This window comes from Rudaea sp. (assembly GCF_036560865.1).
GTDB lineage: Bacteria > Pseudomonadota > Gammaproteobacteria > Xanthomonadales > Rhodanobacteraceae > Rudaea.
Window position 1 is genome coordinate 1 of record NZ_DATBQK010000021.1, and the last position, 17,679, is coordinate 17,679.

15 protein-coding genes, 1 tRNA gene and 2 pseudogenes are annotated in these 17,679 nt (G+C 61.9%); 5 read left to right on the top strand and 13 right to left on the bottom strand.

The features are described from left to right. Window positions 1-273 precede the first annotated feature (273 nt). From VIE67_RS02045 to thrS, 10 genes and pseudogenes are all read right to left on the bottom strand, one after another. A tRNA-Pro gene (locus VIE67_RS02045) sits at window positions 274-350 on the bottom strand. A gap of 94 nt (window positions 351-444) precedes the next feature. Further along, window positions 445-801 (bottom strand): MerR family transcriptional regulator, encoded by a 357-nt coding sequence (locus tag VIE67_RS02050; RefSeq protein ID WP_332022778.1) that lies wholly within the window; start codon window positions 799-801, stop codon window positions 445-447. Then, a complete protein-coding gene (locus VIE67_RS02055; protein WP_332022780.1) occupies window positions 779-1,081 on the bottom strand; it encodes an integration host factor subunit alpha in 303 nt (100 codons plus the stop codon). The genes VIE67_RS02050 and VIE67_RS02055 overlap by 23 nt, the downstream gene beginning before the upstream one ends. 2 nt (window positions 1,082-1,083) lie before the next feature. Then, entirely contained in the window at window positions 1,084-3,516 is a 2,433-nt protein-coding gene (pheT, locus tag VIE67_RS02060) for a phenylalanine--tRNA ligase subunit beta (protein WP_332022782.1), read from the bottom strand. Between the two features lie 9 nt (window positions 3,517-3,525). Further along, window positions 3,526-4,536 carry a phenylalanine--tRNA ligase subunit alpha gene (pheS, locus tag VIE67_RS02065; protein ID WP_332022784.1) on the bottom strand — a complete coding sequence of 337 codons (1,011 nt, stop codon included), beginning with the start codon at window positions 4,534-4,536 and terminating at the stop codon, window positions 3,526-3,528. A gap of 111 nt (window positions 4,537-4,647) precedes the next feature. Then, window positions 4,648-4,890 (bottom strand): annotated as a pseudogene (locus VIE67_RS02070) (DUF4332 domain-containing protein); the annotation flags it as partial. 57 nt (window positions 4,891-4,947) lie between these two features. Then, window positions 4,948-5,298 (bottom strand): annotated as a pseudogene (rplT, locus tag VIE67_RS02075) (50S ribosomal protein L20); the annotation flags it as partial. 12 nt (window positions 5,299-5,310) lie between these two features. Next, the gene (gene rpmI / locus VIE67_RS02080; RefSeq protein ID WP_332022786.1) at window positions 5,311-5,508 is read right to left on the bottom strand and encodes a 50S ribosomal protein L35; all 198 of its coding nucleotides are present in this window, start codon (window positions 5,506-5,508) and stop codon (window positions 5,311-5,313) included. A gap of 263 nt (window positions 5,509-5,771) precedes the next feature. Then, window positions 5,772-6,290, bottom strand: a complete 519-nt coding sequence (infC, locus tag VIE67_RS02085; protein WP_332022845.1) for a translation initiation factor IF-3 — start codon at window positions 6,288-6,290, stop codon at window positions 5,772-5,774. 127 nt (window positions 6,291-6,417) lie between these two features. Continuing rightward, window positions 6,418-8,325, bottom strand: coding sequence for a threonine--tRNA ligase (gene thrS, locus VIE67_RS02090; protein ID WP_332022788.1), 1,908 nt, complete (start codon window positions 8,323-8,325; stop codon window positions 6,418-6,420). A gap of 330 nt (window positions 8,326-8,655) precedes the next feature. On the opposite strand from thrS, the gene VIE67_RS02095 reads away from it, so the two are divergent. From VIE67_RS02095 to VIE67_RS02110, 4 genes are all read left to right on the top strand, one after another. Then, entirely contained in the window at window positions 8,656-9,588 is a 933-nt protein-coding gene (locus tag VIE67_RS02095) for an aminotransferase class IV (RefSeq protein WP_332022790.1), read from the top strand. Continuing rightward, window positions 9,585-10,352 carry a sulfotransferase-like domain-containing protein gene (locus tag VIE67_RS02100; RefSeq protein WP_332022792.1) on the top strand — a complete coding sequence of 256 codons (768 nt, stop codon included), beginning with the start codon at window positions 9,585-9,587 and terminating at the stop codon, window positions 10,350-10,352. The genes VIE67_RS02095 and VIE67_RS02100 overlap by 4 nt, the downstream gene beginning before the upstream one ends. 222 nt (window positions 10,353-10,574) lie before the next feature. Beyond that, window positions 10,575-11,102: an SRPBCC family protein gene (locus tag VIE67_RS02105; RefSeq protein WP_332022794.1), complete on the top strand. Its 528-nt coding sequence runs from the start codon at window positions 10,575-10,577 to the stop codon at window positions 11,100-11,102. A gap of 125 nt (window positions 11,103-11,227) precedes the next feature. Next, complete coding sequence (locus tag VIE67_RS02110) at window positions 11,228-11,923, top strand: YceH family protein (RefSeq protein ID WP_332022795.1); 696 nt, start codon at window positions 11,228-11,230, stop codon at window positions 11,921-11,923. Between the two features lie 52 nt (window positions 11,924-11,975). On the opposite strand, the gene VIE67_RS02115 is transcribed toward VIE67_RS02110, so the two are convergent. Further along, window positions 11,976-13,922 carry a BamB-related PQQ repeat family beta-propellar protein gene (locus VIE67_RS02115; RefSeq protein ID WP_332022797.1) on the bottom strand — a complete coding sequence of 649 codons (1,947 nt, stop codon included), beginning with the start codon at window positions 13,920-13,922 and terminating at the stop codon, window positions 11,976-11,978. A 191-nt stretch (window positions 13,923-14,113) separates the two neighbouring features. On the opposite strand from VIE67_RS02115, the gene VIE67_RS02120 reads away from it, so the two are divergent. Next, window positions 14,114-15,247 carry a prephenate dehydrogenase gene (locus VIE67_RS02120; protein ID WP_414707254.1) on the top strand — a complete coding sequence of 378 codons (1,134 nt, stop codon included), beginning with the start codon at window positions 14,114-14,116 and terminating at the stop codon, window positions 15,245-15,247. An 11-nt stretch (window positions 15,248-15,258) separates the two neighbouring features. On the opposite strand, the gene VIE67_RS02125 is transcribed toward VIE67_RS02120, so the two are convergent. Next, window positions 15,259-16,911 (bottom strand): MFS transporter, encoded by a 1,653-nt coding sequence (locus tag VIE67_RS02125; protein WP_332022799.1) that lies wholly within the window; start codon window positions 16,909-16,911, stop codon window positions 15,259-15,261. A 245-nt stretch (window positions 16,912-17,156) separates the two neighbouring features. Continuing rightward, window positions 17,157-17,627, bottom strand: coding sequence for an SET domain-containing protein (locus tag VIE67_RS02130; RefSeq protein ID WP_332022801.1), 471 nt, complete (start codon window positions 17,625-17,627; stop codon window positions 17,157-17,159). Between the last annotated feature and the right edge of the window lie 52 nt (window positions 17,628-17,679).

The following is a 17,679-nucleotide window of genomic DNA, read 5'->3' on the forward strand; positions in this document are numbered from 1 at the left end:
ACAAATCTGGCGCCCCGATTATTCGAATGGCAGTTTCCAAAGACGTGTAGTGCCACAACAAGGCCAGCGCTACGCCGACGTGGTGCTCGCGCAGAAAATGCTGCCCGATGAAATGCCGAAGATATTGGGCCAGTTCTTTAACCGAGTCCATAGCAGTTGATTGTGCACTCCTCTTAACCGACTATTCCAGACGAATAGTCAATTTTCTTGAGGGGACTCGGAAAGCCCATGGGCTTTGCAATAACCCAGAGGGGTTTAGGCTACTGCTTGATTTGGTCGGGGCGACAGGATTTGAACCTGCGACCCCCTGCCCCCCAGGCAGATGCGCTACCAGGCTGCGCTACGCCCCGACCGTGTTTCAGCATCCTCCCTGATCGAAAAGAACAAAGCGGCCATCCGGGCCGCGCTCTTCAACAAGAACTATTCTAACAGACGCGCTCGCGCTCAGTGCCGCAGAATCTGCAGCACTTCTTCCAGTTCCATGCGCACCTGGCGCACGATCTGATTGGAGATGCTGGTCTCCATGCGCGCCTGCTGGCCTTCGAGACGTTGGCGCGCACCGGTGATGGTGAAACCCTGCTCGTACAGCAGCGCGCGGATCTGGCGGATCATCAGCACATCGTGGCGCTGGTAATAGCGCCGGTTGCCGCGTCGCTTGACCGGTTTGAGATTCGGAAATTCCTGTTCCCAATAGCGCAGCACGTGCGGCTTGACGCCACACAACTCGCTGACCTCACCGATGGTGAAGTAGCGTTTTGCCGGGATGACCGGCAATTCGTTATTGCTGCCTTGATCCAGCATAGGACTCGACTCGAATCTTCAGTTTCTGGCCTGGACGAAACGTGACCACACGACGTGCGGAAATCGGAATTTCCTCGCCGGTTTTCGGGTTACGTCCAGGGCGTTGATTTTTCTTGCGCAGATCGAAGTTGCCGAAACCCGATAGCTTTACCTGCTCGCCACGCTCCAACGCTTCGTGCACAACATCAAAGAACGCATCGACGAATTCCTTCGCCTCGCGTTTGTTCAAACCGACGTCAGTGAACAGACGTTCGGCCATCTCCGCCTTGGTCAATGCCATCCTTATCCCCTAAGTCTTGCCTGGCAGTCACGCTCGATGGCCGCCACCGCCAAACGGACGCATGCGTCCGCATCGGCATCGGTAAGAGTGCGGTAATCATCCTGTAAAATCAAGCCGATGGCGAGACTTTTTACACCGACTCCGAGATTTTTTCCGGCGTAGCGATCGAAGACGAAGATTTCGCGCAAGGTCGAGCCGACGGCTGCGCGCACGCTCGCCTCGACTGTGTCGTACGTCACACTTTCCAGCAATTCAAACGACAGGTCGCGGCGCACCGATGGAAAGCGCGTGATCGCGATCGCGCGCGGCACCGCACGTGCAGCCAGCGGTTCCAGATCGAACTCGAAGACGTAGATGTCGCTGTCGATATCCAGCGCCTTCAACAGCCGCGGATGCAGGGCGCCATAGCTGCCGAGGGCGGCGTTGCCGCGCACGATGCCCGCACTGCGACCCGGGTGCAACCAGCTCGCGTTCGCCGGCGCACTGCGAAATTCGGAACCCGCGCCGGTCAGGGCAAACAGGGATTCGATATCGCCCTTCACATCGTAAAAATCCAGTGCGCGCTTGTCCGTCGCCCATTGCAGCTCGGTCGCGTTGCCGCAGGCGACACCCGCGATGCGCGTTGTCTCGACCGGACCATCGGCGTACATCTTGGACGCGTTTCCCTCCGCAAGAGCCCGGCCGTCCATGGCCGGACTTCTCAATTTGAACACGCGCCCCACTTCGAACAGGCGCACGCGCTCGTGCTGGCGGCGGCGGTTGGCGATCAGCGCATTGACCAGACCCGGCAGCAGCGACGTGCGCATCGTGCCGAGATCGGCGGCCAGCGGATTGGCCAGCGCCAGCGCGTCGCCGTCGAGTTGCCAGCGCTTGAGTTCGGCGGCATCGAGGAAGGCATAGGTGATCGCTTCGCGATAATCGCGCGCGGCGAGTTGGCGGCGCAGATCGGTTTCACCCACACGCGTTTCGCTCGGCGCGGCCACGCGAATTTCGCCGGCGGGCATGCGCGTCGGAATGGTCTCGTAGCCGTGCACGCGCGCGACTTCCTCGATCAGGTCTTCCTCGATCGCGATATCGAAACGGCGCGACGGCGGTGTCGCGCGCCAGCCATCCGGCGTGGATTCCACCTGCATATCCAGCGCGCGCAGAATGCGCATTACTTCGGTATCCACAACATCGATGCCGAGCACACGGCGCAGGCGCGTGCGTCGCAGCGCCACGGCTGTGGGCGGCGACAGGAATTGCGGCAGCGTGGCCTCGGTGATCGGGCCCGGCTTGCCGCCGCCGAATTCGGCAATCAGTTGCGTGGCGCGTTCGATCGCAAGCCGCGGCAATTCGGGATCGACGCCACGCTCGAAACGATGCGAGGCATCGGTGTGCATGCCGAGCTTGCGCGCGCGGCCGCTGATCGCGGTCGGCGCGAAATGCGCGGCTTCGAGGAACACATCGCGCGTCGCCTCAGTGACGCGCGTGTCGTAGCCGCCCATGATGCCGGCCAGCGCGACCGGGCCACTTTCATCGGCGATCACCAAGTACTCCTTATCGAGGAGAACTTGACGGCCATCTAATAGATGCATCATCCCGCCGTTAGCACGACGCACTACGATTGGCCCAGGATGCAGTAGGTTGTTATCAAACGCATGCATTGGTTGGCCGAGCTCCAACATTACATACTGAGTTACGTCTACCAACAGACTGATCGGACGCGAACCCGAACGGCGCAGGCGCTCGGCCATCCACAGCGGTGTCGGCGCGCTGGCGTCGATGCCCTCGATCAGGCGACCGCAGTAGCGCGGACAGTCGGCTCCGGCATTGAGTTCGACCTTGCGTTCGTTTGTCGTCGCCGCGGCGATCGGTGCGATCGCGGGCAACGCGGCGGCCACGCCAAAAATTGCGGCGGCATCGTGCGCAAGGCCGTGCACCGAGAGACAATCCGGGCGGTTCGGCGTGAGCTTGATTTCGATTGCCGCATCCGGCAGATGCAGGTATTCGGCGAGTTTCAAACCGACCGGTGCATCGTCCGGCAATTCCATCAGACCCGATGCATCGGCGTCGATGCCCAGTTCCTTCGCCGAACACAGCATGCCCTGCGACTCGACCCCGCGCAGTGCGGCTTTCTTTATTTGTATACCATTCGGCAGTATTGCGCCGATCGTGGCCAGCGGCGCCTTGAGTCCGGTGCGCGCATTCGGCGCCCCGCAGACGATCTGTGCGGAGTCGCCGGCGCCGACCGATACCTGGCACACACGCAACTTGTCTGCGTTCGGATGCGGTTCGCAGCCAACGATCTGCGCGACGATCACGCCTTCGAGCGCCGCGCCGATCGGTTCGACGCCTTCGACTTCAAGGCCAGCCATGGTCAGGCGCTGGCACAGCTCGTCGCGATCGACCTTGATCGGGACGAATTCGCGCAGCCAGTTCTCGCTGAATTTCATTCTTGTTCTCTACGCAAACTGCTGCAGGAAACGCACATCGTTCTCGAAGAACGCACGCAAATCGTTCACACCATAGCGCAGCATCGCGAGACGCTCGACGCCCATGCCGAACGCGAAACCGGTGTAGCGCTGCGGATCGATATTGCAGGCGCGCAGCACGTTCGGGTGCACCATGCCGCAGCCAAGCACTTCGAGCCACGAGGTACTGCCGTCTTCACGGTCCCAGCGGATATCGACTTCGGCGCCCGGCTCGACGAACGGGAAATAGCTGGGGCGGAAACGCATCTCGAAATCGCGCTCGAAGAATGCGCGCACGAATTCCGCGAGCGTACCCTTGAGATCGGCGAAGCTCGACGTCTCGTCGACGAGCAAACCCTCAAGCTGATTGAACATCGGGCTATGGGTCTGGTCGGAGTCGCTGCGATAGACCTTGCCTGGCGCGATCACGCGCAGCGGCGGCGTACGCCCGGTCATCGCGCGGATCTGCACCGGCGAGGTGTGCGTGCGCAGCAGGCGTCCATCCGGAAAATAGAACGTATCGTGCATCGCACGCGCCGGGTGATGCGGCGGAAAGTTGAGTGCTTCGAAGTTGTGCCAGTCGTCTTCGATCTCGGGACCGTCGGCGACTTCATAGCCCAGCCGCGCGAAAATATCGATCATGCGTTCATACGTGCGCGTGATCGGGTGCAGGCTACCCCGCGCGGAGTTGCGTCCCGGCAAGGTGACATCGAGCTGCTCGGATGTCAAACGCCTGTCGAGCTCGCCATTTTCGAGATCGACTTTGCGCGCAGCCAGCGCGTCGGCGATGCTTTCCTTGACCCGGTTAATCTCGGCGCCGCGCGCCTTCCGCTGTTCAGGCGCCAGTGTGCCGAGCGTTTTCAACGCTGCCGTGACCGTGCCGCTTTTGCCGAGCAGCGCTACGCGCAACGCTTCGACTGCGTCGCTGCTCGTTGCTGCGGCGATATCGGCGAACGCGTGCGCGCCGAGCTGTTCAATGCTGAGTGGTTCGTTGTTGCCCATCGCAATGCCTGCCGGTTGCGGTATGCCCAAAACAAAATGGGGAAGGACGAAAGCGCCCTTCCCCAATTCGACACGAACGCCGCGCTGAACTGCAGCGTCCGGCATGAACTATCAGGCAGCGCGACCGCCGTTCAGTTCATCCTGCAGCTTCTTCAGTTCGTCCCACTTGCCGGCCGCAGCAAGCGCAGACTGCTGCGCCCACGTGGCCGGATCGTGGCTGGCGAAATGGCTGCCTGCGTCGTGCAGGATGCCTTTCAGACGATCGACCGACGTTTGCGCCAACGCTGCAAACGTATGGATTCCGGCTGCGTGCAGCAACGTCGCGATCTTCGGACCGATGCCCTCGATCTTGACGAGGTCGTCTTGCGCAGCGCCAACCGCAGCGCTGGCCGGTTTCGACGTGCTGGTACCAAGCGCGGCATTCGCCTTTTCGGCAAGCGCACCGAACGCTGCGATATCGTGCACCGCGATGTCGGCGAGCACTTTGCGATCGACCGTGATGTTGGCCTTCTTCAAGCCGTTCATCAGGCGACTGTACGACAGACCGTACTGACGCGAAGCTGCGTTGATGCGCACGATCCACAGCGCGCGGAACTGGCGCTTCTTCTGCTTGCGGCCGATGTACGCGTATTGCAGCGCCTTGGTGACCGCCTGCTTGGCGACGCGGAAGACTTTGCGGCGCGCGTTGTAATAGCCCTTCGCGCGCGAGAGAATTTTCTTGTGTCGGCGATGCGCGACGACACCACGTTTTACTCGTGCCATGGTCTCGTCTCCTTATGCGTAGGGCAGCATGCGCGCAATACGACCGGAGTCTTCCTTGCGCACGATGTTGGGGCCGCGAAGACCGCGCTTACGCTTGGTGCTCTTCTTGGTCAGGATATGGCTTTTGAAAGCATGGCCGGCCTTGAATTTGCCGGACGCCGTCTTGCGGAACCGCTTGGCAGCGGCTCGATTGGTCTTGATCTTGGGCATGACCCAACTCCTTTAGTTCGATTATTTTACTCGCCCGAGCGGCGGCGTTACCCGCGCTTTCCATCCTGCTCGAACTTGCTTGTTTAAGCCCGTTCGAAAACGGGCGGGTTCCACTTCTTCAATCCCCTCTCCCGCTTGCGGGAGAGGGCTAGGGTGAGGGAAAGTTGCGAAACCCTCGCAACGCCACCCTCATCCGCCTTCGGCACCTTCTCAGCTGTGCACTCCCTATGGTCGCCGCTAGCGGGAGAAGGGAAAACATTACTTCACTTCTTCTTCGGTGCAATCATCATCACCATCTGGCGCCCCTCGAAACGAGGGAAGCTTTCGACCACCGCTTCCTCGACGATATCGCCCTGGATGCGTTTGACCATTTGTTCGCCCAACTCCGTGTGCGCCATCTCGCGACCCTTGAAGCGCACGACAATCTTGACCTTGTCGCCCTCTTCGAGAAAGCGGCGCAGATTGCGCAGCTTCACCGCGTAATCGCCGTCTTCGGTCGAAGGCCGGAACTTCAGTTCCTTGATCTCGACCTGTTTCGTCTTGCGTTTCGCCGCGTGCGCCTTCTTCTGCTGCTCGAACTTGAACTTGCCGAAGTCCATGATGCGGCAGACCGGCGGATCGGCAGTCGGCTGGATCTCGACCAGATCGAGGCCGAGTTCCTGCGCCATCGTCAGCGCTTCGTCGCGCGACAGTATTCCGGCCTGCTCGCCGTCGGCGCCGATCACACGTACCCGCGGAACGCGAATTTCCGCATTCTTGCGGTTAGCTTTTTCAGTGGCGATAACTCACTCTCCATCAAGCCTGGTCAACCATCTCAACCCTGCATTCAGGCGGCGCCGGGTCGTATCGATTCTCGCCTGCATCCTTGCCGGCGAAGACCACAAAGCGCACGTCCTGCGCGCTTTTTATTCAATGCGATGAAAACTCGCCGCGCAGCCTGTCCGCAAAGGCCTCTGGCGTCATGCTGCCCAAGTCTTCGCCCGAGCGAGCGCGCACAGTAACCAGCCCGTTTTCCTTCTCGCGATCGCCGACCACGAGCAGGTACGGAACTTTTTGCAGCGTGTGTTCGCGTATTTTATAGCCAATCTTCTCGTTACGCAAATCGGCCTCAGCCCGGAATCCTTGATTTACAAGGGCTTGCGTCGCCTGCTTTACCGCATCGGCCTGCGCATCCGTGATATTCATCACAATCGCCTGGATCGGCGCCAGCCAGGACGGGAATTGGCCGGCGTGGTGTTCGATCAGAATCCCGATAAAGCGCTCCATCGAGCCGACGATGGCCCGGTGCAGCATAACCGGGTGGCGGCGCTGGCTGTGTTCGTCGACATATTCGGCGCCGAGGCGGGCAGGCATCATGAAATCGACCTGCATCGTGCCAAGCTGCCAGGTACGCCCAATCGCGTCGTGCAGGTGGTATTCGATCTTCGGTCCGTAGAACGCGCCCTCACCCGGCAATTCCTGCCATTCGACGCCGGCTGCGCGCAAGGCCGACCGCAGCGCGTTCTCCGCCTTGTCCCAGGTCGCGTCGTCGCCGAGCCTCGGCTCCGGGCGCAGGGCGATCTTCAGTTGCACCCCGGTGAAGCCGAAATTCGCATAGACCTGCATCGCCTGGCGATGGAAGGCCGTCACCTCCGACTCGATCTGATCCTCGGTGCAGAAGATGTGGCCGTCGTCCTGGGTGAAACCGCGCACGCGCAAAATGCCGTGCAGCGCGCCCGAAGGTTCGTTGCGATGGCAGGCGCCGAATTCGCCGTAGCGGATCGGCAGGTCGCGATAGCTGTGCAGGCCGTGATTGAACACCTGCACATGGCCGGGACAATTCATCGGTTTGAGCGCATAGGTGCGCTTCTCCGATTCGGTGAAGAACATGTTCTCCTTGTAGTTGTCCCAGTGGCCTGACTTCTGCCATAGCGACACATCGAGCACCTGCGGGCAGCGCACTTCCTGATAACCCGAGTCGCGATACACGCGGCGCATATGCTGCTCGACCACCTGCCAGATCGACCAGCCCTTCGGGTGCCAGAACACCAGGCCCGGCGCCTCTTCCTGCATATGAAACAGATCGAGCTGCTTGGCAAGCTTGCGGTGATCGCGTTTCTCGGCTTCCTCGATCTGGGTCAGGTACGCCTTCAGATCCTTGTCGTTGAGCCATGCCGTGCCGTACACACGCTGCAGCATCTCGTTGTCCGAGTTGCCGCGCCAGTACGCGCCGGCAACCTTCATCAGTTTGAACGCGCGCAGCTTGTTCGTGTTCGGCACGTGCGGGCCGCGGCACAGGTCGATCCAGTCGCCCTGCGCGTACAGCGAAATCTCCTCGCCGGGCGGAATGATGTCGTCGATGATCTGCGCCTTGTAGATCTCGCCTCTATTCTTGAAGAACGCGATCGCGTCGTCTTTCGCCATGACACGGCGCTCGACCGGCAGCGACTCGGCGACGATCTTCTTCATCTCGTCTTCGATCTTCACCAGATCTTCTGGCGTGAACGGCGTCTTGCGCGCGAAGTCGTAGTAAAAGCCATTCTCGACCACGGGGCCAATCGTGACCTGGGTATCCGGGAACAACCGCTGTGTCGCCTGAGCGAGCAGATGCGCGGTGGAGTGGCGCAGGATGTCGAGCGCTTCGGGACTCTTCTCGGTGACGATGGCGACATTCGCATCGCGATCGATGCGAAAACTCGTGTCGACGAGTTTGCCGTCGACCTTGCCGGCAAGCGCCGCTTTTGCCAATCCGGCGCCGATCGAGGCGGCGACGTCCTGCACGGTCACAGGACTTTCGTACTGGCGTTGGCTGCCATCTGGGAGCGTGATGTTGATCATCGAAATTCCTTAACGCCGCGCAGGCGGCAGATTCTCATCAGAAGTGCGGCCATGGAAGGCCGCTTCTTGATGCTGTCATCAGGGAGGATGACAAAAATAAGTCAATAAAAAAGGCGCCGCGGCGCCTGCGTGCAACTCGGCGTAGAGCGGATTCAGGTTTGGAAAGTTCGCGTCGACATGTCGCACACTCGGCCGGCGCTTTGGCGCCGACCACCTTGAACGGATGGTCAGCGGATTTTCGCACGCGCGCGCTCCGGGTTCAATCAAAGCGCGACGGCGCAGGCCGGAATCGCTACCATCCTGCGGTCGCCAGCAGCAAGGAACCCGGGCATGGGCCAGAGCATCCATGAGTTCGTCGAGGACCCGCGCAATCGCGAGATCAAGATCTACGTCAACGGGGAATTCAAGCCACGCGAGCAGGCCGTGGTTTCCGTATTCGACTCGGGCTTCGTGCTCGGCGACGGCGTCTGGGAAGGGCTGCGCGTGCACGACGGGCGCATCGCGTTTCTGGATCAGCATCTGGATCGCCTGTACGAAGGCGCGAAGGCGATCGATATGGATATCGGCCTGTCGCGCGACAAACTCACCTTGGCACTTTACGCCACGCTCGCGGCGAACGGCATGCGCGAACACGTGCATATGCGCCTGATGGTCACGCGCGGAGTCAAGCGCACGCCGTATCAGGATCCGCGCGCCACGATCGGCCCGGCGACCATCGTCATCATTCCCGAATATAAGGTGCCCAGACCCGAAACACTGGAGCATGGCCTGCGTCTGTTCACCGTGCATGTGCGGCGCGGCTTTCCCGATGTGCAGGACCCCAAGCTCAACAGCCACAGCAAGCTCAACTGCATCACGGCCTGCATCCAGGCGACCAAGGCTGGTGCGGACGAGGCGCTGATGCTCGATCCGCACGGCTTCGTGGCGACCTGCAACTCCACCCACTTTTTCATTGCGCGCAAGGGCGAGGTGTGGACTTCGACCGGCATGTATTGCCTGGGCGGCATCACCCGCGCGAATGTGTTGCGCGTGTGCCGCGAAAACGGCATTCCCGCGTTCGAGAAGAGCTTCAGCCTGACCGACGCTTACGGTGCGGACGAGGCATTCGTCACCGGCACCTTTGCCGGGGTCGCGCCAGTGACAGAAGTCGACGGCCGCAAACTCGGCGAGGGTCGCGGCCCGATGGTCGAGCGCCTGCAGCATCTGTATCGAGAATTGATCGCACGCGATGTCGCCGGGCGAACGGTTCCCGCGCTGTCATGACGCAACTGCAACGATCAGCGCCCCTGCGCATCGCGATGTGGTCCGGGCCACGCAATATCTCGACCGCGATGATGCGGGCGTTCGAGAATCGCGGCGATTGCGCAGTGGTCGACGAACCGTTCTATGCGCACTATCTGGCCGCAACCGGCCTCGACCATCCCGGCCGCGAGGAGGTGATCGCCGCGGGCGAAACCGATTGGCGCAAGGTCGCTGCCGCACTGACCGGCCCGGTACCCGACGCGCAGCCGGTGTGTTACCAGAAGCACATGACCCATCACATGCTGCCGCAGATCGGCCACGACTGGTTCGGTGCCGTCGCCCATGTATTCCTGATTCGCCATCCACGCCGAGTGCTGGCGTCGTACATCAAGAGCCGGCCGCAGGCGCAGCCAATTGCGGCCGATATCGGCGTGCCGCAGCAGGCCGCGCTCTACGACGAGATCGCGCAGCGCTGCGGCCGCGCTGCGCCGGTCATCGATGCCGACGCGTTCCTGAAAAATCCAGAAATCCACTTGCGCGCATTGTGTACTTTGCTGCAAATGCCCTACACCGACCGCATGCTGCACTGGCCGGCCGGCGCGCGCGTCAGCGACGGCGTCTGGGCGCCGTACTGGTACGACGCCGTGCGCAAATCCACGGGTTTCGAGCCTTGGTGCGAGCGCGACAAGAGCGTGCCTCCGCAATACGACGAAATCGTTGCGTCCTGCCTTCCAACCTACGAACGGTTGCGCTCGCGCAGTCTCAGCCCGGCGGCGGCGACCTGATTTGGCCGCCCGCATCCAGCGCGCCGCCGGATTCACTTTCGACCGATGGATTGCCTGTTGTGTCATAAACAGGACAAGCGAGGCGTCATTCGGCGCATTTTCATGCAGCGCTTTCCTGCCTGCGGACGCTGTGCAATATTGGCGCGCAGAGGGTTCGCGCCGACACTCGAGCAGAAAACCGAAGTCGGCGAAAGCAACCTCACACTATCGGGAGGGAACATCATGAAACGTATCAACGCAATCGTTGGCGCATTGCTTATCGCAGCGTCGGGCCTGTGTGTGGCCGCGGCTCCGGTGCTCAGCGTCAGCAAGTCGGTGACGATCAATGCTTCTGCGGCGAAAGTCTGGGATGCCGCGAAGGACTTCAACGGGCTGAACACCTGGCATCCAGCCGTCGACACGGACAAGATCGTTAAGGGTACGAACAATCAGGCTGGCGCCGTGCGCCTGCTGACGCTCAAGGGCGGCGGCACGATCAAGGAAAAATTATTGCGCTTCGATGCGGCTGGCCACAGCTTCTCGTACACGATCCTTGAAAGCGTGTTGCCCATCAGCAGTTACACCTCGACGTTCACAGTGAAAGCCATGGGTGAAGGCAAGAGCGAAGTGACCTGGTCTGGCCACTTCAAACGCAAGAATGTCGGCGACCATCCGGCCGACAACGAAAACGACAAGACTGCGACGGACACGATCGGCGGCGTCTATCAGGGCGGTCTGGACAATCTGAAGAAGCTGGTCGAAGGCAAATAGATTAGCCGCGGGCGAACGGTCGCCGCAGCTGATGAGGCGGAACTGAGCGCAGTTCCGCCCGCTGTCTCTGGCCCGCCATCGCCGATGCGTGCGATAGTCGCGCATCGCGGTGATGGAACCAACCGATGCAAGATTCACGCGCAAGCACTACGACCGAAACCGATGCGAACGCCGCGGTTGCGCCGCTGCAACTCGACGCCATCGATGCACGCATTCTCGGCTGCCTGATCGAGAAGGCGGCGATCACGCCGGACGTCTATCCGCTGACCGTGAACGCGACGGTCGCCGCATGCAATCAGAAAACCAGCCGCGAGCCGGTGATGAATATCGAACTCGGCGCTGTCGGGCACGCCTTGCGCACGATGGTCGACCGCGGTTTGACCAAGCTCGATCCGTTTTCCCAGCGCGCGCCGCGTTATTCGCACTGTTTCGATGCCGTTTATGGCGTGACGCCACGCCAGCGCGCCGTACTCTGCATTATGATTCTGCGCGGCCCGCAGACCTTGCACGAGTTGTTCACGCGCGGCGAGCGGCTGACCGATTTTCTGAGCCTCGACGATGTGAGCGATACGCTCAAGCGCCTGATCGAACGCACGCCAGCGCTCGTCGTGCGCCTGCCGCGCAGTGGCAGCCGGCGCGAGGATCGTTATATGCATCTGCTGAGCGGACCGGTCGCGGCGGACGCATACGCCGAAACATCGGCGCCGTCGGATGCGTCGGCGGCGAGCGACTTGCACGAGCGAGTAGCCGCGCTCGAAGCCGAAGTCGCCGCGCTGCGCGAGCAGATCGCGAACCTGAGTCGTTCTGACGCGACGCAGTGACGTCTGCGTTCGCCGCGCCCCTCCAAGCACTCGCCTGAAGAGGCTCTGGCACCTACGGCAACGTGAAAACGACGATCGTGGCGGCGCCGGTACCGCCGAAGAATCCGGACACCACGCCCGAGGTCGTCGCCACGTATTGCTTGCCGCCGATCGCGTAGGTCAACACGCCGCCGCCGATCGAGCCGCCGGTATTGAATTTGTATAAAGTTTTACCGTTCGCCGCATCGATCGCAAGGAAGTTGTTGTCGAGGTCGCCGGTGAACAGCACGCCGCCCGCGGTCGCGGTGACCGCGGCGAGCAGCGGCGTCGGCCACTGCTGGTGCCAGCGCACCGTGCCGCTCGCCGCATCGATCGCATACAGCCAGCCGCGCGCCTGATCGCGCGGGTCGGGCGTCACCGCGCCACCGTAATAATGCGCGTTGAGTGCGAACGCGGGCGGGTTCGGCAGCTTGGTGAACGTGCCACACCAGTCGACTGTCGCAACGTACAGCGTCTTCGCTGTCGGGCTGTAGGCCGGACCGTTCCACTCCATGCCGCCGAGCAGGCCCGGGCAGCCGTGCACGCCCGCCACCGTGGGCTTCTCCTCGACGCCGGTGCGCGTGGTGATCGGCAATTCGTACAGCTGCTCGTGCGTGTCGCGGTCGAACACGCGCAACAAACCGTCCTTGCCGCTGACGGTGACGAGGTTGCGCGCGTTGCCTTTCACGGTCGCGCTGAACAGCGGGCTGACCTGCGACAGATCGCGATCGTTGACGTCGTTCGGACCGAACTGGTGATACCAGAGCAGCTTGCCGGTCTTCACGTCGAGCGCAACCAGCGAGTTGGTATACAAATTATCACCCGGCCGCGCCGCGCCGAAGAAATCCGGCGCCGGATTACCGACCGGGATGTAGAGCACGCCCTTGGCCGCATCGAGCGCAAGCGGCGTCCACAGGCTGCCGCCGCCGTGAGCGCGCGCGGCCGGATCCTTCCACGAATCCGCGCCGGGCTCGTCCGCGTCGGGAATCAGATTGAATTTCCAGATGCGCTCGCCGGTTTCGAGATTGAACGCGCCGATCCAGCCCTTCTCGCCCCAGTCGGCGCCGGCCGGACCGTAGATGATCGTGTCGCCATAAATCAGCGGTGGCATCGACAAGTACTGACTCATGTTCGGATCGGCGATCTTCTGGCTCCACAGCAGCGCGCCGTTGGCCATGTTGAGCGCGATCAGATAGCCATCCGGCGTGCCGCGCACCAGGCGACCGTTTGCAATGGCGGCGCCGCGATTGCTCTTCGACAGCGGCGTGGTTTTCAGGTCCCAGGTGTTGGTCCACTTTTCGCGGCAGGTCGTCGCGTCGATCGCCACGGTGACGTTGTCGATGGTGAAATACAATATTCCTTTGTATACTAGCGGACTGGTCTGCAGCGAACCGGTCGTACTCGATCGATAGATGCAGGCGGCGCGCAGCGTGTGTGCGTTGCCCGCATTGATCTGGTTCAAGGCGACGTAACGTCCGCCGGTGTAGTCCTTGCTCGCGTACAACCAGCCCTGCGTATCGGTCGCCGAATGCAGCAATTCGTCGCTGGTCGGACCGGCCGGCAACGGCGTCGGTGGTGGCGCTGGGGCAGCTGCCGCAGCGGGCGCGCCGGCAAGCGTAGCCAGATAGGCGATCAGGTTTGCACGCGCAGTGGCGTCCGCGATCGCGACCGGCATCGACGTGCCAGGCACTTTCGTCGTCGACGAGGCGAGGAATTGGTCGAGCGTGGCCGCATCCCAAGTCAGATTGGAATTCGCCATCGCCGCGGAATAGGTGTAGCCGGCAAGCGAGCCCGATTTACGCCCAGCCACGCCGGCCAGCGACGGACCGAAGCCGTTCTTGCCAACCTCGGTCGTATGGCAGGCCGCGCACTGATTCTCGAACACGGTTTTGCCCGCAGCCGCATCGCCCGCCGCATGCGCGGCGCCGGCAAGAAAAAGTATACCCAGTCCCGCTGCAAGTCCTATCCTGCTGGCACGCATATCGGATCTCCTTCGGCATTGGAATTGCGGAATGTCGTGTTGTGCCACCCATGTCGCGAAGATTCTACCCGCCAGGTGTGCGACCGATCAAAGGTACGCGCGCCTCGTTACGCTTTTCTGAAATTCGCGCTTCGCCTTTTGCGCCCCGGCAACTATGATCCCCTGCCTGCCGCTACGCTCCGCGCATACCGATGAGTTCACGCCCGCCCGCCGCGATTTACTCCAAGCCCGTGATCGGCATCGTCGGCAGCCAAGGTGCGTTCGGCCGCTGGCTGCGCCAATTCTTCACGACGCGCATGGGCCTGCGCGTTATTGGCCGCGATCCGGCGGGCGACGAAGCGCTTGCAGCGGCGGACTTGATCGCTCGGGCCGATGTGTTGATCTTCTCCGCGCCGATTCGTGCCACGCCCGCGCTGATCGCCGAGTACGTGAAGCTTGCGAACGGCAGCGAGCACGGCAAATTGTGGCTCGACCTGACCTCGATCAAATCTGCGGCGGTCGCCGCGATGCTGCTCTCGCACGCCGAAGTGGTCGGCCTGCATCCGATGACTGCGCCGCCGAAAACGCCGACGCTCAAGGGTCGCGTCATGGTGGTGTGCGAAGGGCGCATCGATGCCTGGCGCGCGTGGCTGGAAGAATTCATCGCCGCGACGGAAGCCGATTGCGTGCGCGCCGATCCCGCGCGGCACGACCAGATCATGGTGCTCGTGCAGGGCATGGTGCACGCGACGCATATGGCACAGGCCGCGGTGTTGCGCGAGTTCGCACCGGATCTGGGCGGTCTCGACGCGATCCAGCCATTCCGCACCGTCGGCTACGAACTCGACGGCGTGGTCACGCGGCGCATGCTCGCGAGCAATCCGGCGATCTATCAGGACATCCAGTTCGAGAATCCGCATATCGGCGCGATGCTCGAACGTCTCGCCGCGCATATCGATTTCCTGCGCGACTGCGTGCGCAACGGCGACGAATCCGCGCGCGCGGCGATGCGTGCGCGCCTGCTCGACGACACACGCGATTTCTTTGGTGCGAAAGCGCTCGCCGACGGCAGCTACGAATTCGAGCGCCTGGGGTATCTGCTCGGCGACCTCGCCTCGCCGGCCTTCGTCAGCGTGTTCCTGCCACTGGATCGTCCGGGTTCATTGCGCGCGCTGCTGCAGGTGTTCGAGACGCTGAAGATCAATCTCAATTCGATCCATTCCTCGCGCACGCCGGATGGCGAGCTGCATTTCCGCATCGGCTTCGATGCGGCCAGCGATGCGGCCAGCGTGCAGGCTGCGATCGCCATGATCGGCGATCGCGATATCGGGCGCGTGCTGCGCTGAACCCGACAGAACTAGTGCGCAGCGGCGGCGGTCTGGTCGCAGTCGATACCCTGCCGGGAAAGAACACCGCGTACAAGAAAACCGAACAGCGCGAGATAACTGAAGCAGAACACCGGCACGATGAACGAGTAGTGGATGCCAAGGATATCAGACAGCTTGCCCTGCAGCGGCGGAATGATGCCACCGCCGAGGATCATCATGATCAGAAACGCCGAACCTTGCGTCGTGTACTTGCCAAGTCCAGCGATCGCGAGTGCGAATATGCTCGGCCACATGATCGAGCAGCACAGGCCGCCACTGAGAAACGCATAGACCGCGACCGTGCCGGTCGTCAACAGACCGAGCAGCATCGTCGCGATGCCGGCGATGCCGAACACGAGCATCGTGCGGGCGGGCTTGTCGTCGCAGACATAGAACGCGGCGATCTGCAACAGTACGCAGATGATGTACCAGAGCAGCGGCTGCACATCCTTGCCGGCGACGAAATTGGTGCCGAGGATCAGGCTGAATGCGATCAGCGGCACGACGAAGGTCAGCAACTTCTTAATCGAGCGTTGCATGTCGAATGCGTTTATCGCGCCGGTCCAGCGGCCGATCATGAGGCTGCCCCAGAACATCGAGATGAATGGAGCGACGTGCGAGGCGCTGTATTCGCCGAACTCCTTCTGCCTGAGCAGCTCTGATAGGTTGCTCCCGATCGCGACCTCTACGCCGACATAGACGAAGATTGCGAGCATGCCCAGCACGAGCTGCGGATAGCGCATCGCGCCCCAACCCTCGGCGGCCTTCGTCGCGCTGCGGTATGACAACAGCAGGCCGACGACGACGATGCTGAGCGCGGCGAACAGCAGGTACATGCGCTCGATCTCGAGTTGGTGGCTGCTGGCCTCGGCGTTGCGATAGGTGTTGAACAACGGCACGAACACGACCAGCAGCAGACCAGTGATGACCAGCAGCGTGCGCAACGCCTTGTTCGCGTGCTCGATCGGTTCGTCGCTGATGCCAGCAGGCACTTTCTTCGACAGGCCGAGCAGCGCGGCCGCAGCGATGAACAGCGCGCCGATCGCGCTGTAAAGAATGACGACCTTGCTCAGCGGCAGCGCAATGATCTGGTCATCGGTGATGTTGGCCGCCGTGCCGAACAGCGCAAACGCGACTAGTAGCGGGCCTATCATTGTGCCGAACGAATTGACACCGCCGCCGAGGTTGACGCGGCTGTTGCCGGTAGCCGGATCGCCGAGGGCGATCGTGAACGGCTGCGCGCCGGTCTGCTGTAGCGAAAAACCGAGCGCGACGATGAACAAGCCGCCGAGCATACCGGCGAACGTGTTCGCATTGACCGCGATGATCATAACCGCCGCGCCTAGCGCCGAGAACAGCAGACCGAACACGATGCTCTTCTTCAAGCCCCACTTACCGACAAGGTCTTTGCCGCTCACCGAGCCGATGACGAAAAGTACGAGCGCACCAACGTAGTAGGCTGTGTAGAACGCGAAGTCGACGAGCTGCGACTGGAACTGGTCGAGCGCGAACCGGTGCTTGCAGAACGGGATAAAGATGCTGTTGCCGGCAGCGATGAACCCCCAAAAGAAGAACACCGTAACGAGGGTAGTGAGCGCACCGTAGTTGGTGGGCACGAAGTCCTTGCGCGAAGCTTGGTTCATCGATCTCCCCAGTCGTTCTTGTGGATTGCGTTTTTGTCGCCGCGCACCGATTGGACGGCCAATTACCGCGTATTACCTCTCCGAGTCTATCGGTACGCTCCGCAGGCTGCAAACGCTACGCTTCTCCGGGGCCCGGCCACCCGGTAACCCTCGCTTCAATTTGCCATGTTAGCCTCGCTTCGGCGCTATTCCGCGCCTTTTACGTAGGAAACGCCGTGTATCTCTCAATCCACATGCTCCGACCTTCAGCCCCGCTTGGGCCTGAGCATCGTGCCCGTGCACTTCTGCGCACCGCATTTGCACGCCCAGATTTTCTTCAGGCGCGGGGTCTGGCGTTCTTCGAGCGTGATGCCGTAGTCGTAGGTCAGCTCTTCGCCCTCGCGGATTGCGCGCCGCGTTTCGATCACGATGCGGTCGCGGCTTTTGTCGCCGCGCTTGTTCTCGACGACCCAGGCCTGGCAGTTCGGCGCGCAGCCGTGATTGATCCAGCGAGCGTCGTTGCCGCCGTCGCCGCCATCGATCAGATATTTCTCGTTGAGCGTGAACAAAAACGTGTGACCTGAATCCACATCGTTTGCGTACATGCGATTGGCTTGCGTGTGGGTGAGGCGGCGGCCGCGGTATTCGATGACGGGAATGCCTTTGGCCAGATCTTTCGCGGCGAACACGCCGTTGCCGTGAATCGGCGACTGGCGCCGGATGATGCGTCGGGTCATGTGAACTCGTCAGGTGCGGATCGGTCGTATGCCGATCGAAGCCAAGGGAACG